Origin of the sequence: Peribacillus aracenensis, from assembly GCF_025175645.1 — a bacterium.
GTDB lineage: Bacteria > Bacillota > Bacilli > Bacillales > DSM-1321 > Peribacillus > Peribacillus aracenensis.
On the sequence record NZ_JANZMJ010000008.1, the window covers coordinates 88,067 to 102,761 of the forward strand.

General features: G+C 42.5%; 15 protein-coding genes. 6 read left to right on the forward strand and 9 right to left on the reverse strand.

The window, feature by feature from the left end; genetic code table 11:
• Positions 1–70 precede the first annotated feature (70 nt).
• The 4 genes from N0M92_RS10585 to N0M92_RS10600 all read right to left on the reverse strand — a co-directional run bounded on the left by N0M92_RS10585 (position 71) and on the right by N0M92_RS10600 (position 4,364).
• Complete coding sequence (locus N0M92_RS10585) at positions 71–400, reverse strand: hypothetical protein (RefSeq protein ID WP_260285662.1); 330 nt, start codon at positions 398–400, stop codon at positions 71–73.
• Between the two features lie 103 nt (positions 401–503).
• Positions 504–1,694: an MFS transporter gene (locus N0M92_RS10590; protein WP_260285663.1), complete on the reverse strand. Its 1,191-nt coding sequence runs from the start codon at positions 1,692–1,694 to the stop codon at positions 504–506.
• Between the two features lie 147 nt (positions 1,695–1,841).
• Positions 1,842–3,164, reverse strand: a complete 1,323-nt coding sequence (locus N0M92_RS10595) for an APC family permease (RefSeq protein WP_260285664.1) — start codon at positions 3,162–3,164, stop codon at positions 1,842–1,844.
• Positions 3,165–3,536: 372 nt separating this feature from the next.
• Positions 3,537–4,364, reverse strand: coding sequence for an undecaprenyl-diphosphate phosphatase (locus tag N0M92_RS10600; RefSeq protein WP_311202538.1), 828 nt, complete (start codon positions 4,362–4,364; stop codon positions 3,537–3,539).
• A 153-nt stretch (positions 4,365–4,517) separates the two neighbouring features.
• Here N0M92_RS10600 and N0M92_RS10605 point away from each other — a divergent pair, with 153 nt between their 5' ends.
• A complete protein-coding gene (locus N0M92_RS10605; protein ID WP_260285665.1) occupies positions 4,518–5,261 on the forward strand; it encodes a glycerophosphodiester phosphodiesterase in 744 nt (247 codons plus the stop codon).
• Between the two features lie 60 nt (positions 5,262–5,321).
• Here N0M92_RS10605 and N0M92_RS10610 read toward each other — a convergent pair whose 3' ends face one another.
• Positions 5,322–5,531 (reverse strand): alpha/beta-type small acid-soluble spore protein, encoded by a 210-nt coding sequence (locus N0M92_RS10610; RefSeq protein ID WP_076368100.1) that lies wholly within the window; start codon positions 5,529–5,531, stop codon positions 5,322–5,324.
• A 165-nt stretch (positions 5,532–5,696) separates the two neighbouring features.
• Here N0M92_RS10610 and N0M92_RS10615 point away from each other — a divergent pair, with 165 nt between their 5' ends.
• Entirely contained in the window at positions 5,697–6,983 is a 1,287-nt protein-coding gene (locus N0M92_RS10615; protein ID WP_260285666.1) for a glycoside hydrolase family 18 protein, read from the forward strand.
• A gap of 244 nt (positions 6,984–7,227) precedes the next feature.
• Entirely contained in the window at positions 7,228–8,220 is a 993-nt protein-coding gene (locus N0M92_RS10620; RefSeq protein ID WP_260285667.1) for a potassium channel family protein, read from the forward strand.
• On the opposite strand, the gene N0M92_RS10625 is transcribed toward N0M92_RS10620, so the two are convergent.
• From N0M92_RS10625 to N0M92_RS10635, 3 genes are all read right to left on the reverse strand, one after another.
• The gene (locus tag N0M92_RS10625; protein ID WP_098371426.1) at positions 8,217–8,621 is read right to left on the reverse strand and encodes a YugN-like family protein; all 405 of its coding nucleotides are present in this window, start codon (positions 8,619–8,621) and stop codon (positions 8,217–8,219) included. The two genes, N0M92_RS10620 and N0M92_RS10625, sit on opposite strands and share 4 nt — an antisense overlap.
• 225 nt (positions 8,622–8,846) lie before the next feature.
• Positions 8,847–10,193: a glucose-6-phosphate isomerase gene (locus tag N0M92_RS10630; RefSeq protein WP_192206897.1), complete on the reverse strand. Its 1,347-nt coding sequence runs from the start codon at positions 10,191–10,193 to the stop codon at positions 8,847–8,849.
• A gap of 147 nt (positions 10,194–10,340) precedes the next feature.
• Positions 10,341–11,504, reverse strand: coding sequence for an iron-containing alcohol dehydrogenase (locus N0M92_RS10635; RefSeq protein WP_260285669.1), 1,164 nt, complete (start codon positions 11,502–11,504; stop codon positions 10,341–10,343).
• Positions 11,505–11,712: 208 nt separating this feature from the next.
• Here N0M92_RS10635 and N0M92_RS10640 point away from each other — a divergent pair, with 208 nt between their 5' ends.
• Positions 11,713–11,946, forward strand: a complete 234-nt coding sequence (locus tag N0M92_RS10640) for a DUF378 domain-containing protein (RefSeq protein WP_260285671.1) — start codon at positions 11,713–11,715, stop codon at positions 11,944–11,946.
• Between the two features lie 132 nt (positions 11,947–12,078).
• Here N0M92_RS10640 and yugI read toward each other — a convergent pair whose 3' ends face one another.
• On the reverse strand, positions 12,079–12,483 hold the full coding sequence (gene yugI, locus N0M92_RS10645) for a S1 domain-containing post-transcriptional regulator GSP13 (RefSeq protein ID WP_034310304.1): 405 nt from the start codon (positions 12,481–12,483) through the stop codon (positions 12,079–12,081).
• Positions 12,484–12,826: 343 nt separating this feature from the next.
• Between yugI and N0M92_RS10650 the strand changes: the two genes are divergently transcribed.
• Entirely contained in the window at positions 12,827–14,170 is a 1,344-nt protein-coding gene (locus N0M92_RS10650) for a sodium-dependent transporter (RefSeq protein ID WP_260285673.1), read from the forward strand.
• A gap of 140 nt (positions 14,171–14,310) precedes the next feature.
• Positions 14,311–14,664 carry a helix-turn-helix domain-containing protein gene (locus tag N0M92_RS10655; RefSeq protein ID WP_260285674.1) on the forward strand — a complete coding sequence of 118 codons (354 nt, stop codon included), beginning with the start codon at positions 14,311–14,313 and terminating at the stop codon, positions 14,662–14,664.
• Positions 14,665–14,695: the final 31 nt, after the last annotated feature.

The following is a 14,695-nucleotide window of genomic DNA, read 5'->3' on the forward strand; positions in this document are numbered from 1 at the left end:
GGATAAAAAAAGAGCTGAGTTGCTTTATTATGCAAACCCAGCTCGTCCGTCATTAAATATTGATGGGCCTCTACCTTTTTCTCCGGATTTCCTTCACATGATTTCCTTCAGTAGTAATATAGACTGTTTCATCAATTTTGTATTTTAAATAACGGTCACAATCAATTTCCAACGTTTTCCCATTGTTGAATTTCATTGCGCAATTGGATCCCTCTTCGGTTTCCGACACATCAATGACTTCGTTCGTCTTAAAACCGATTGCCTTGCCATCGGAGAAATGAGGATAGTATTTTTCAACAATCTCCACCTTTTCCAATCTGCCCGGACTTGTTAAGTATACAACGAATAATATAATTAAAACGGCTATTAACCCAATGAGAATTACTGCTTTTCGTTTCACTCTATCTATTACCCTCTTCTCTTATCAATCTATTATTCAATATCCATTTTCACTATATTATATTCAGGATTCCGGAAAAACATGATAGAAAAGATCACTTTATTTAAACGGTTTTCACTTTTCCAGCCATCATTGCACAAACGGCCGCCAGGATGATCAGAATGGATACAGCCGAGATGACCCCTCCCCAGCCGAACTTCATCAGGAATAAACCGCCTGATGCCCCCACTACACTTGATCCCGCATAGTAAAACAGGAGATATAAAGCGGACGCTTGTGCCTTTTCACTCTTATCAGCCAACCTTCCGACCCAGCTGCTCGCAATTGAATGAGCTCCAAAAAAACCGAATGTAAACAGTGCAAGCCCCATTATTTTAAGCAAAAGCGGATCCAATAAGGTTAAAAGGGCGCCCATCAGCATGATTGCGATTCCGATAAGAAGTACATGCCTCCTGCCATATTGATCGGCAAGCTTCCCCATCCATGTGGAACTGAATGTCCCCACAAGATAGATAATGAAAATGAAGCCAATCAATGTTTGTGATAAATGATATGGCGGTCCCATTAAAGGTATGCCCACAAAGTTATAGACAGTGACGAACGAGCCCATTAATAGGAAGGCCATGCCGAACAAGAGTACTAGTCTGCCATTCCTTAAGTTATTAATAAGGGAGGTTCTGATTCTCGAAAATGAGGCACCTACGCGGATGGCATGCTGCGAAGGCGGAAGCATCCACCAAAAAGCCAGACTGATGATCAAACTCAAAGTCCCAAGGCTTCCAATCGCTATGTTCCATGAGAAATGGTCGGTCAGCACCCCGACAATCAGCCTTCCAGCCAATCCGCCGATACTCGAACCACTCACATAGATCCCCATCACATAGCCCAGGCTTTTCGGATGAAATTCTTCATTGATATAGGCCATCGCAATTGCCGGGAAACCTGCAAGCACCGCTCCTTGAATCGCCCGTATTGCGATAAGGATGTATAGGTCATCCTGGATGAAGCTGACGCATATGGATAACAATGCAGACAGAGTGAGGGCCGTCCCCATTATTTTTTTCCTATCGATATTTTCTGAGAAAAAGGAAACAATCAATAAACAGATGGCAAGCGTTCCTGTTGCGAATGATAATGTAAGACTTGCCATTGCAGGAGAGACTCCGAATTGCTTTGCGAAAACCGGAATGACCGGTTGGGTACTATACAGATCCGCAAACGTTACAAAGCTACCAAGAAATAAAGCCAAGATTGTTTTCCTGAATGATTTACCAGCAGGCTCGATATAATTCACTTTTGTTCAGACCCTTCACTTTTTAACTTTCTCCCTATGTTAATACGAACTTCCCGAGTTGTCTATTTCGCCACTTTTGTCCAAAGGGAAAGTTTTGTTCCACAAATTCACAAAAACCCTTCACTGCATGCAGTAAAGGGTTTTTCATTAATATGAACGTTCATCATCCCGCTCACTTTTTTTAAGGAGCCAATACACTGGCATACCTATAATGAGGATGATCACCGAGTACAAGGCATTTAAAGGTGTATCGATTAATGTGCTTACAACAATGTATATTGCTCCAGCAATCGCCACGATGGGGATGAATGGGTAAAACGGAACTTTATAAGTTTTCGCATCCGGATCTTTTTTGCGTAAGATAAAAACTGCGAAGAAAGCTAATCCATAAAAACAGAAGACAGAGAATACAGCCATATTGGTAAGTTTATCAGGGTCTGTTGCAACCATCATGACGATTGCAATGATCACCTGCAATATCGTCGCATTTATAGGCGTTTTGAACTTGGGCGATATTTTCCCGATTTGTTTATGGCCTGGCATCATTTTATCAGTCGCCATCGCCAAGGTAATGCGCGGAAAAGTCAAAAGCTTTCCGTTCAAGCAACCGAAGATTGAAATCGCTATTCCGATTGATATCAATTTCCCGCCCAATTCACCAAATAGAAGCGTTGCCGCAACATTCGCTGCATTCGTGCCATGAGCTATGACTCCCTCCGCCCCCAATACATGAAGCATGGCAAGATTCACAGCCAAGTAAGCGACCATGACCACGACCAATCCCGTTATGATTGCCCGCGGCAGCGTTTTCTGCGGGTTTTTCATTTCCCCAGCCATGAAGCCGACATTCATCCAGCCATCATACGCCCAGAGCGTAGCCAAAATCGCACCGGCCATACTGATTTTCATTGAACTTTCACTATCGATATTGAATACAGGCATATCACCTTGTGTGATGCCGAACACCGCTATGAAAATGATGGGGATCAGTTTAGCAACGGTCGATAAGGTTTGTATGATACCGCCGTATTTTGTCCCCAGAAGATTCATGCCTGCTATAAATACGATCGTCAGGATCCCTATCGCCAAAGTATAGCCAGAAGCGATATTAAATATTCCTGCGACTAATAACCCGAAGTATAAACTGAGTGCGCCCATGACTGCAGGTCCATATACCAATGTCTGAACCCAGCCGCATAGGAATCCCCATGCTTTTCCGTACACTTCTTCCATATAAACATATAAGCCTCCGGTTTTAGGGATCCGTGTACTCACTTCCGCAATCGTCAACCCGCTTGCAAGGGTAATGAGGCCGCCTATCAGCCAGGCTAATAAGGCCATGGTTGAATTACCGCTTAACTCAAGCACGTCACCAGGTCTCATGAAGATACCAGAACCGATAACTGTACCAACTACAATTGATGTTCCAACCCAAAAGCCAACCGTTTTCTTCAATTGGTCATTCCTCATGTTGTCCTCCCCAGGTGTACACCTGTACTTTATTTATACTAAAATTATATCATATAAATTATATGAGAATAGTTTATGCAATCATTTGAATATTTCAAAAAATAATCAAACACGTTGGTATCGCTACGCTCACGGAGTTTTATCGCACTTATATTTTTTTACTAATTATGTCTGAAACTACACCAAAAACCGAATATTTTTTTATTACCAAAAGATTTATTGATAATTAACTAACCAATAACGAATTAAAAACAACAAAATAAAATTATTATTCGTAATAATTTTTATGGGATTCCAGCTTTTTTTCGACCGCAAAAAAACCACCCCGAGTCAACGGGGTGGTTCCTCTCCTATTTCAGGCTTCATTTCGTATTACCAAATAATGAATAGAAGCACAACCGCCAAGACGATCCGGTAAATGGCAAAAGGAGTCAATTTAACTTTATTGATTAAAATCAAGAAAAAGCGGATACAGAATAATGCAAAGATAAATGCACTGATGAAACCTGCAATAAAGAATGGCAGAACTTCAGGAGTGAAAGAGTCCCAATACTTGACGATTTTCAACAGACTGGCACCTGCCATGATCGGCACTGCCATGATGAACGTGAAATCGGAAGCTGCCCGATAGCTCATCCCTAAAAGTACGCCTCCGGAAATGGTTGAACCTGAACGCGAGAAGCCCGGCCACAGTGACAAACATTGAATTAACCCTACACCGAAAGCTTGTTTATAAGTGATTTGGTCAACCGTTTCAGCAGTCAGCTTTGGACGGAATTTATCCGCAGCAATCATCAAGAATGCGCCAAGGAACAATCCGACGATGACCGTCTTCATCGTAAATAAATTGTCATCAATGTAATCTTCGAATATTAGACCTAAAACGCCAGCCGGCAGCAATCCGACAAAGATCTGCAATAAGTTAAGCTTTGGGCCGTTCGCAGCGGAAGTGCCCTTCAGCTTCCTTAAACCAAGCAAGTCCATGAACCGTCCCCAGAAGAGCACGACAACGGCGAGTATCGAACCCAGCTGGATGACCACCTTAAAGGCATTTGCCATTTCACTCCCGAAAAGCTCAGTTGATTTCAGCCATAAATCATCGACGATGATCATATGCCCTGTAGAAGATACAGGAGCAAATTCAGTTAATCCTTCTACAAGACCAAGGATAACTGCAACAAAAATTTCCCACATATTCATTTTATTCACCTCTTATTTCGAACACCTATTAATGGAAATACCATATGTATTTTACTTGTTGTTTAAAACATTGTCTATTAAACATTGCTGAAACAATTCATTGATACATGTATGATAGGGTTCAGGATAAAGTTTAAAGGGGATGTGATGATTTTGCAAAACATACTTATTTTTGCCCATAGGGGGTCCAAGGGAACGCATCCTGAAAATACCATGGCTGCATTTCAAAAGGCGGCAGAAACTGGGGCCGAGGGGATCGAGTTCGATGTCCATCTCAGTTCTGATGGGGAATTGGTCATCATCCATGACGAAACACTTGATCGAACGACCACCCTTACTGGTTATGTAAAAGAGCAGTCGGCACAAAGGCTGAAAACGGCTGATGCCGGGAGCAAGTTTTCCAAGGAATTCCTTGGGGAGCGGATCCCTTTTTTAATGGACGTTTTCGACTGGGCTAAGGGCAACGCTTTATTGATGAATATCGAAATCAAAACGGATAAACTCGCTTACGAGGGAATCGAACAGAAAATCATTGATCTAATTCGTCAATATCAAATGGAAAATCGGGTGATCCTCTCTTCCTTCAACCATCAATCCATTGAAAAAGTGAAGATGCTTGCCCCAGACCTTGAACGTGCATTATTGTTCGAGGGGCTTCCTGAAAACTACGTAGAGATCTTACGTGATAAAAAAGAAGCCGGTTTTCATCCAGATAAAAACAGCTTGACCCCGGAAGTTAATGAAAAAGCGAAAAAACTTGGATATAAAATCCGTCCTTGGGTCGCCAATGATGAAGCCGACATCGTCAAGCTGGCAGAGTTGGGAGTCGACGTCATCATGACCGATTTCCCTGAAAAGGCAATCAAGATTTTAAAAGCCCGGCAGTCACATGGCTGAACAATGCAAAAGAGAAGGAGCGATGCTCCTTCTCTTTCTAATCCATATTTATTCAATTAATTAACGAGAAAAGTTTGAACCGCCTAGTTGTTGTTCAGCCATTTGAACCAAACGTTTTGTGATTTCCCCACCAACAGATCCGTTAGCGCGAGAAGTAGTGTCAGCACCTAGGTTTACACCAAATTCACTAGCGATTTCATTCTTCATTTGTTGTAGAGCTTGCTCTGCACCAGCTACTACTAGTTGATTGCTGTTATTGTTGTTTGCCATGTGTTTTCACCTCCTACTAATATTAATTAGCATTTTAAGCTTAAATTATTATTGCCAATTTATTGAATTTTTCCATTTGGGATTCTCTCAATCCTAAGCTCTTTATCATGAATTTCTTTTTATGCTCATAAACTGTTAGGAAACTTTCAGTAGGAGGGAAAAGAATTGCAAATACATGTGGTTAGGCCAGGCCAGACGTTATATGGCATCGCCCAGACATACAGCGTAACCGTTGACAGGCTCGTCGAATCAAATAAGATCCCTAACCCAAATAATCTTGTTTCGGGGCAGGCCCTTGTCATTCCGATCGTCGGCAGTTATTATTTCGTTCAACCGGGTGATAGTTTATATTCGATATCTCAAAAAGTTGATGTCCCTGTTCAAGAATTGGCAAAAATAAATGGCATTTCCGAAAATCAAAACCTATCCGTTGGTTACCGGATCTATATTCCGGCACGAAAGAAAAGGACCGCCGAATTCAACGGGTATGTCGAGCCGCGGGGTACATCGGTTGCACCGGCCCTTGAAACGGCCGCCAGGGAAGCCGGGCCCTATTTAACCTATTTAGCCCCTTTCAGCTTCCAGGCGCTTCGTGACGGCTCCTTAAAGGAGCCTTTGCTCAATGAATTCCCTGCCATCGCCAGAGAAAACAAAAATGTCCTGATGATGGTCATCACGAATCAGGAAAATGACCAATTCAGCGATGAGCTTGGGCGAATCATTTTAACGAATACTTCCATTCAGAATAAGTTCCTGAACAATATCGTTACAACGGCAAAGAAATATGGATTCCGGGATATTCACTTTGACTTTGAGTTTTTAAGGCCGGCCGATCGGGAAGCGTATAATCAATTTCTCCGAAAAGCCAAGGAACGATTCAAGAAAGAAGGATGGTTCATTTCCACGGCACTTGCCCCTAAAACAAGTGCGGAGCAAAAAGGCCGTTGGTATGAGGCACATGACTATAAAGCACATGGTGAAATCGTCGACTTCGTTATCATCATGACTTATGAATGGGGATATAGCGGAGGACCGGCAATGGCTGTGTCACCTATTGGACCTGTTCGGGAAGTTCTCGAATATGCTGTCACCGATATTCCCTCCAACAAGATCCTGATGGGGCAGAATCTATATGGCTATGATTGGACCCTGCCTTTTGTACAGGGATCTACTGCCAAGGCCGTGAGTCCGCAGCAGGCCATCCAGATTGCGGCAGCCAATAATGTTGCCATCGAGTATGATGAAACCGCACAGGCCCCGCACTTCAACTATACCGATATAGAGGATAGGAAACATGAGGTGTGGTTTGAAGATGCCAGATCCATTCAGGCTAAATTCGATTTAATCAAAGAACTGAACCTAAGGGGAATGAGTTATTGGAAGCTCGGCTTAGCCTTCCCTCAAAACTGGCTGCTCATCAGTGATAACTTTAACGTCCGGAGAAGGGTCTAAAAAAAGATGAAGGAATACCGAAACGCAAACGGGCATATAATCAATCATCGAGCATGAAGTCCGGTTCAGGATACGTGACTCAACCATAAAAGCCTTCCGACATCATCCGGAAGGCTTTTATCATTTACCCGAAATATAATGGCAACTTTCCAATATTCATCATTCAAAGTTTGTCTGGCCGCACCCTTATGAGCCAAGCCTTTTTTGACCATACTAAAAGGAACAGCTTAAGGGGGTGAAAAACATGATTCGAATCGGTCCATACACCAGCATCGTTCCCAGATTCCCGCGTTTCATCAGGTTGCTATCCACCATCGCATTATTTTTACTTTCATTCGGGGTCTTGATACACTTTGTGGAGCCGGAGAGATTCCCTACTTTACTTGATGGCATCTGGTGGGCAATCGTAACTATGTCAACGGTGGGATACGGAGATTTCACTCCCGTTACAAATCTTGGTAAATTCATTGGGATGGTCCTCATTTTGTCAGGCGCCGGCCTGATTACCTCTTATTTTGCGTACATTGCAAAGATTTCCATCTCCAATGAACAGCAATTTCTAACAGGAAAGAAAGTATTCGGCGGCGGCGGGCATTTTATCATTGTGGGCTGGAATGGCCGTTCCCAGAGAATCATCCAAAACATTCATGATCGTAACCATCATCAATGCATTGTCCTTATAGATGATACGCTGCAAAAGCACCCGCTTCCAAGAACGAATATCCACTTTATCCAAGGAAAGGCCACATTGGATTCCGTTTTGCAGAAAGCAAATGTAAAGCAAGCCGTACGCGTCCTGATCACGGCTGACCTTAAGCAAGACGAGCTGCAAACGGATATGTTCTCGATATTAACATTACTGGCCGTCAAAGGGCTGAATCCTCATGTATATTGTCTTGTGGAGATATTAACGCATGAACAAAAGGAAAATGCTTTACGGGCTGGGGCGGACGGTATCGTGGAAACGAATAAATTTGCGAGTGAATATATGCAGGATTGCTTATCGAAGGGGGTCCTTGCGGATGCCGAAGAGCAAACAGACCGGAATGGATTGAACATCAAGCAGTTGTCCGTCCAGGATGACTGGGTTGAATTGACGTTTAAACAGTTGAACGTTAAACTATTCGATCAAGATATTTTATTGGTCGGCATCATTACAGGAGGCAAGACATTATTCAAGCCCCCTGGAGATGTAATCATACATCGTGATGACATCTTGCTCATCATTGAAGATTAATGTAATAAAAGCTTTTCCAAATCACGGACAAGCGCTTTTCCTAATGAGATATAGTTTTCCGGAAATTCGGCATCCGGATCTTCAGGCTCGGCAAACTGATTGAAGGAAGCGGAGAGGTTTCCGATATTTCCTTCATCATCCATCCCGTCCTCGTACTTGTGAGATAGCAAAAACGGTTGTAATAGTTCGACCATTACCCCATCCTTATCGAGCGAACCATCAACAGCCTTGAAAGGGACCCGCAAGAATTGGTAGCCATCACTGCCATCAATCTTATAATCAAAAGATCCGTGGTCATAATCCCATCCCCCGCCTATCACGTATCCTTCCGGTTTCAACTTCGTCTCCAGATCGAACAAACCGAATGTTTTCCCTTCTAACTGAGAAGAAATTTTAATCATTGTATAAAACCTCTTTCGCTAATTTTCTATTAGCTTAACCAAAGTGCCTTAAAAAAAACCTCGAATGCCCCTTTTGTTCCCTCGATTGGCGAAAGTTTGCTTCCTAGACACCCTTATGCTTTTGTGAAGTTCCTCTCTCTTCGTCGCTTCCTTGATGGCACTGCTTTAGCTTTCAACAAAAAAAGGCATCAAGCAGGATGTTGTTCCGGCTTGATGCCTTTTATATTATAAGCGCTGTTCGAGCTCCGCTTTTTTCTTTTCATAACCCGGCTTTCCTAAAAGAGCAAACATGTTCACCTTATAGGCTTCCACTCCAGGCTGATCAAATGGATTTACACCCAGTAAGTATCCGCTCATTGCACACGCCTTCTCGAAGAAATACACAAGGTAGCCAAAAGTATAAGCATCAAGCTGAGGAACCGTTACGATCAGGTTTGGAACGCCACCGTCCGTATGGGCTAACAGCGTACCCTCAAATGCTTTATCATTCACGAATTGCACCGTTTTACCTGATAGGTAATTCAGGCCATCCAAGTCATTGGCCGCTTCTTCAATCAAGATTTCATGACGGGCCTTTTCCACTTTGATGACTGTTTCAAAAAGATCACGCCGTCCTTCCTGAACATACTGTCCTAATGAATGCAGGTCAGTCGAGAAGTTAGCCGATGAAGGGAATATCCCTTTTTGATCTTTTCCTTCACTTTCCCCAAATAATTGTTTCCACCACTCAGAGAAGTATTGAAGTCCAGGTTCATAGTTTATCAGCATTTCAATCGTTTTCCCTTTATTGTAAAGGATATTCCGAACCGCCGCATATTGGTATGCCTGATTCTCGCCTAACTCGGAAGAACTGAAGTCCACCCTGGCGCGCTCGGCTCCCTCCATGATTTGATCGATATCCGCCCCGCTGACCGCAATCGGAAGCAGACCTACAGCCGTTAAGACCGAGTAACGTCCGCCAACATCATCGGGAATGACGAAAGTTTGGAAACCTTCCTCCGTCGCTACCGTTTTTAATGCACCCTTCTCTTTATCAGTGGTAGCATAAATGCGGCCCTTAGCTTCTTCAACGCCGTATTTTTGTTCCAGCAGTTTCCGGAAAATCCTGAAGGCCAGTGCAGGCTCCGTGGTCGTACCGGATTTAGAGATGACATTGATCGAGAAATCCCTATTTTCCAATAGGTCCATTACGTCCTGCATATATGTAGAGCTTATATTATTACCCACAAATAAAATTTGCGGAGCATTTCTTTTATCCGAAGGTAAAATGTTATAAAAACTATGTTGAAGCATTTCAACTGCTGCCCGCGCTCCCAGATATGATCCACCGATCCCGATAACCAGCAGCACTTCTGAATCTTCTTTTATTTTCGCCGCCGCTTTTTTGATTCTTGAGAACTCTTCTTTATCATAATTGGCCGGTAAATCAAGCCAGCCAAGATATTCATTGCCTGCCCCAGTCTGCTCATGCAGGGAATGGTGTGCCACTTTTACAGCATCCTGTAAATAGGTAATTTCATGCTCCCCGAAAAACGGCAGGGCTTTTGAATAATCGAAACGAATATGGGCCATTCAAATTCCTCCTTGAATTCTTTAGTTTCCCTTTCACTTTATCTGATGTAATTCTCATAATCAAGAAATCGATCAAGTAAACAATGAATTATGCATATAAAGTAATCTCCCACCTGACAAGGCGGGAGAATGGATCATATCACTTGTTTATAATGAAGCCCGTAAAATGGCAAGAACATCTTCACGGTTCAGCACTTTAAATCTTCCAAAATCCCCTCTGCTCATCGCTTTGTCAGCCATGATTTCCAATTGTGAGTCATCGATGCCATAATCCGAAAGATTGGTCGGCGCCCCTAAGCTGCTCCAAAATGACCTCAGTCTTTCAATGCCTTCAAGGGCAGCTTCCTCATCTGTCTTCCCTTCAGGATCCACATGGAATACACGGACTGCCACTTGTTTAAAGCGTGCGACATTTTCATGCAGCACATGCTTCATCCAATTTGGGAATAAGATGGCCAATCCCCCTGCATGCGGGATGTCATAAACAGCAGAAACGGCATGTTCAATGTTATGCGTTGCCCAATCACCGCTGTAACCGACCCCAAGCGACCCATTCAAGGCCAGGTTTCCGGCATACAGGATGGTAGCCCGGTGCTCGTAATTCTCCAGGTCTTCCAATAGTTTAGGTGCCGTTTCAATCACCGTCGATAACAGCGATTCACAAAAACGGTCCTGTAGCGGCGCATGCGTTTCCGGATGGAAATACGTTTCGAACACATGTGACATCATATCGACCATTCCGTATACCGTTTGGTCTTTTGGTACTGAAAAAGTATTTTCAGGATCCAAAATGGAGAACTGCGGAAATACCAATGGACTTCCCCATCCATATTTCTCTTTCGTTTCCCAGTTCGTTATGACAGATCCCGAATTCGCCTCAGAGCCGGTTGCAGCTAAAGTCAGCACCGTTCCGAATGGAAGCGCCTCTTCGACTGGTGCCTTCTTAATGACAAGATCCCATGGATCCCCCTCATATTTAGCACCCGCAACGATGGCTTTTGTAGCGTCGATTACGCTTCCTCCCCCAACAGCCAGGACAAAGTCGATACCATGTTCTTTACAAAGATCAACACCTTTTCGGACTGTCGAGATACGTGGATTCGGTTCAACCCCGGAAAGTTCATGCACCTCTGCATCAATCACTTTCAAGGTATTGACCACTTTTTCATATAAGCCATTTTTCTTTATGCTTCCTCCACCGTATACAAGTAAAACTTTATCGCCATACGCAGGAATTTCAGTTTTTAGGCTTTCAAGCTGACCTTTGCCGAAAATGACTTTAGTAGGATTTTTATAAGTGTAATTCTCCAATGGATATCTCTCCTTTATTGATGCCACATTGACTCCGTTTTTGAATTGCCCAAAGTGTATGTGCTAGTTTTTCTTTTATTCATTATGACCAATGTTCCATTTAAATACAAAATATCCGCCCGGAACTTTTGGAGTGATGTATATTTATATGATGAAAAAGCATGATAAATAAAGAACTGATTTTTTTCAAAAAAAAGGAGGCAGTACAATGAGTGGAATACAAAGAACTGCACTTGTTCTTACAATAATTGGGGCAATCAACTGGGGATTAATAGGTTTTTTCCAATTTGACTTGGTCGCTTCGATTTTCGGGGGGCAAGGTGCTGGATTAGCCCGTATCGTTTATGGGTTGGTTGGAATCGCCGGTCTCATTAATCTTGGTCTTCTCTTTAAACCAAGCCCTGAAATTTCCAGAGAGCCTGAAACTAAACCGACTCGTTGATGTCATCGCACTGTTTATGTTTTATAAAATAAAGCCGGGCCATGGATAAACACATGACCCGGCTTTATTTCATTCATATGCCCCACTGGACAAAAAAAACCGGCTGATCGAAGGATCTGCCGGTTCCCAAAATTATTTTTTGATTAAGTCTTCGCGTTGAGATTGTTCAATCCACTCTTGAAGTTTGTCTTTCAATGTGTTGAAACCTTCAGTAGATTCGATGTGAGATGTCGCTTTAACAGAAGCTTGGCGTTTTTTCGGAGCTTTTTTCGGAGCTTCAGTACGCTCAGGAGCTTCTTCTGTAGCGCGGATCGATAAGCCGATTTTTCCAGCAGCTGAATCGATGGAAAGCACTTTAACTTTCACTTCATCGCCCACTTTTAAATGTTCGTTGATATCTTTAACGAAGCCGTGAGTAATTTCAGAAATATGAACTAAACCTTGAGTTGATTCATCAAGAGCAACAAATGCACCGTATGGTTGAATACCAGTTACTTTACCAGCAACTACCGCACCAATTTCGAATTTTTCAGACATGGTAACACTCCTATTTTATATATATTTTTTCGTCTTTTCACGCAATAAAAAATTATATCACATAATTGGAAAATAATCAAAGTTAAGTATACCATACTTTTTGGGATTTTACTCATTAAAAATGTTTGTTTTTTGGAAATAATAAATATTATAAGTTCTTTATGTATAACTTATCCTAAAAATTTGCAAATAACCTCTATTCCCCTTAAATATTTGCTCATTTTTCTAAAGATTGCAATAGTGAGCACTACCCATTTCCCCAGAATCATAGTAAGATGAGAAAATGTTTTAAATAAGTATTATACAGCTAGATATTCTTTACATCCAAAGGAGTTTTTCCATCATGTCAAAACAAGATCAATGGACTTCAAAACTTGGGTTCATCCTAGCAGCCGCGGGATCCGCTATTGGATTAGGCGCCATCTGGAAGCTCCCATATATGACTGGGGCAAATGGCGGAGGGGCCTTCTTCCTGCTCTTCATTTTATTCACCATACTTATCGGTGCACCGATATTAATAGCGGAATTCACGATTGGCCGCAATGCACAGAAAGATGCCATTAGCGCATATAAACATATCGCCCCTGGAAAGCCTTGGGCGTTGATTGGATATGGCGGTGTCGTCGCTTCAATCATTCTTCTTTCCTTCTTCAGTGTTGTCGGAGGCTGGATCATCTCGTATTTAGCAAGAAGCTTTACAGGTTCTCTCTCAAACTTGACGCAAGAAGAATATGGGAACTTCTTCAATACGATAATCAGTAATCCATATGAAACGGTTATCGCTCAGTTATTATTCATGGTCTTTACCATTTGGGTCGTGCAAGGCGGGGTTTCCAAGGGAATTGAAAAGGCTAATAAATATATGATGCCTTCCTTGTTCATCCTTTTCATCATTCTTCTTATCCGTTCCTTGACTCTGGATGGAGCGATGGAGGGTGTTAAATTCTTCTTGAAGCCGGACTTTTCCGCATTAACAGGGGAAACGATCCTATTGGCACTTGGCCAATCCTTCTTTGCACTAAGTGTCGGTGTTTCCGTGATGGTAACCTACGCATCCTATTTAAGTAAAAAAGAAGATATTACAAAATCGGCCTTTTCGGTAGTTGGACTGAATATCTTCATTTCTTTGCTGGCAGGTTTGGTCATCTTCCCGGCCGTTTTCGCACTGGGTTTCAGCCCTTCAAGCGGGCCTGGACTGGTTTTTGTCGTGTTGCCTGCCGTATTCAATGAAATGGCGCTTGGCGGGATCTTCATGTTCATTTTCTTCATATTATTATTATTTGCCACCCTTACGACGGCATTCTCCATTCTCGAAATCACCGTTGCAGCCATGATCAAGGGTGATGCTGCAAAGCGGAAGAAGGCTTCTTGGATAGCTGGTATCACCGTTTTCCTGATTGGGATTCCTAGTGCATTATCATTTGGGGTGCTTTCGGATGTGAAGATTTTCAATTTATCCATATTCGATTTCGCTGATTATCTGACAAGCAATATCGCGCTGCCAGTAGGTGCCTTGTTCATATCTCTTTTCATCGGCTATCAAATGAAAAGGATCGAGGTACAAAAGGAGTTCGAATCTGGCCCTGATTCCGGCCGATCACTTTTTAAACTTTGGTATTTCCTGATTCGCTACGTCGTGCCGATCATGATCATACTCGTATTCCTTAAGTCCACTAATCTCATTTAACATCCGACGTGCCGTTTCGATATTTCTCGATGCGGCATTTTTTTCACAAAACCTACATATTCCGTGACTTCCCTTAAGTAATAATATGGTAAAATAGTGACAAGAAGAAAATATATTTCCTGAAAAAGGAGTGTCTGACTATGTCAAATATCGCGAAGAATATCCGGCAATACCGAGAGAATCACAACCTCACTCAACAGGAACTTGCTTTGAAATTACGAATCGGCACGAAGAAGATAGAAATGTATGAATCGGGTGAATCGATTCCAGATACACAAACCATTCTACGGCTTTCCACCGTTCTTGACATTCCTGCTTCAGAATTCCTGAAGGATGCCCAAACTGGGAACGCTGCTGGTATCGACGAGGATATAAAAAAACTGATTGAAGAAATCGGAACAAAAAAAGCGGAGCTCATTCTAAGAACAGCCAAGGACTTTAGCGAAGACCAAATTCTGAATGTTATGCATACTTTATATAATACACAAGCTTAATTCAAAAAAAGGGTCATAGTATGTGTATTTT

What these genes read in the sequence shown, in the direction of transcription:
- N0M92_RS10595 (WP_260285664.1), bottom strand. Translation starts at nt 3,164, where the DNA reads ATGAGGAATGACCAATTGAAGAAAACGGTTGGCTTTTGGGTTGGAACA.
- N0M92_RS10600 (WP_311202538.1), bottom strand. Translation starts at nt 4,364, where the DNA reads ATGAATATGTGGGAAATTTTTGTTGCAGTTATCCTTGGTCTTGTAGAA.
- N0M92_RS10610 (WP_076368100.1), bottom strand. Translation starts at nt 5,531, where the DNA reads ATGGCAAACAACAATAACAGCAATCAACTAGTAGTAGCTGGTGCAGAG.
- N0M92_RS10620 (WP_260285667.1), top strand. Translation starts at nt 7,228, where the DNA reads ATGATTCGAATCGGTCCATACACCAGCATCGTTCCCAGATTCCCGCGT.
- N0M92_RS10625 (WP_098371426.1), bottom strand. Translation starts at nt 8,621, where the DNA reads ATGATTAAAATTTCTTCTCAGTTAGAAGGGAAAACATTCGGTTTGTTC.
- N0M92_RS10630 (WP_192206897.1), bottom strand. Translation starts at nt 10,193, where the DNA reads ATGGCCCATATTCGTTTCGATTATTCAAAAGCCCTGCCGTTTTTCGGG.
- N0M92_RS10640 (WP_260285671.1), top strand. Translation starts at nt 11,713, where the DNA reads ATGAGTGGAATACAAAGAACTGCACTTGTTCTTACAATAATTGGGGCA.
- yugI (WP_034310304.1), bottom strand. Translation starts at nt 12,483, where the DNA reads ATGTCTGAAAAATTCGAAATTGGTGCGGTAGTTGCTGGTAAAGTAACT.
- N0M92_RS10650 (WP_260285673.1), top strand. Translation starts at nt 12,827, where the DNA reads ATGTCAAAACAAGATCAATGGACTTCAAAACTTGGGTTCATCCTAGCA.
- N0M92_RS10655 (WP_260285674.1), top strand. Translation starts at nt 14,311, where the DNA reads ATGTCAAATATCGCGAAGAATATCCGGCAATACCGAGAGAATCACAAC.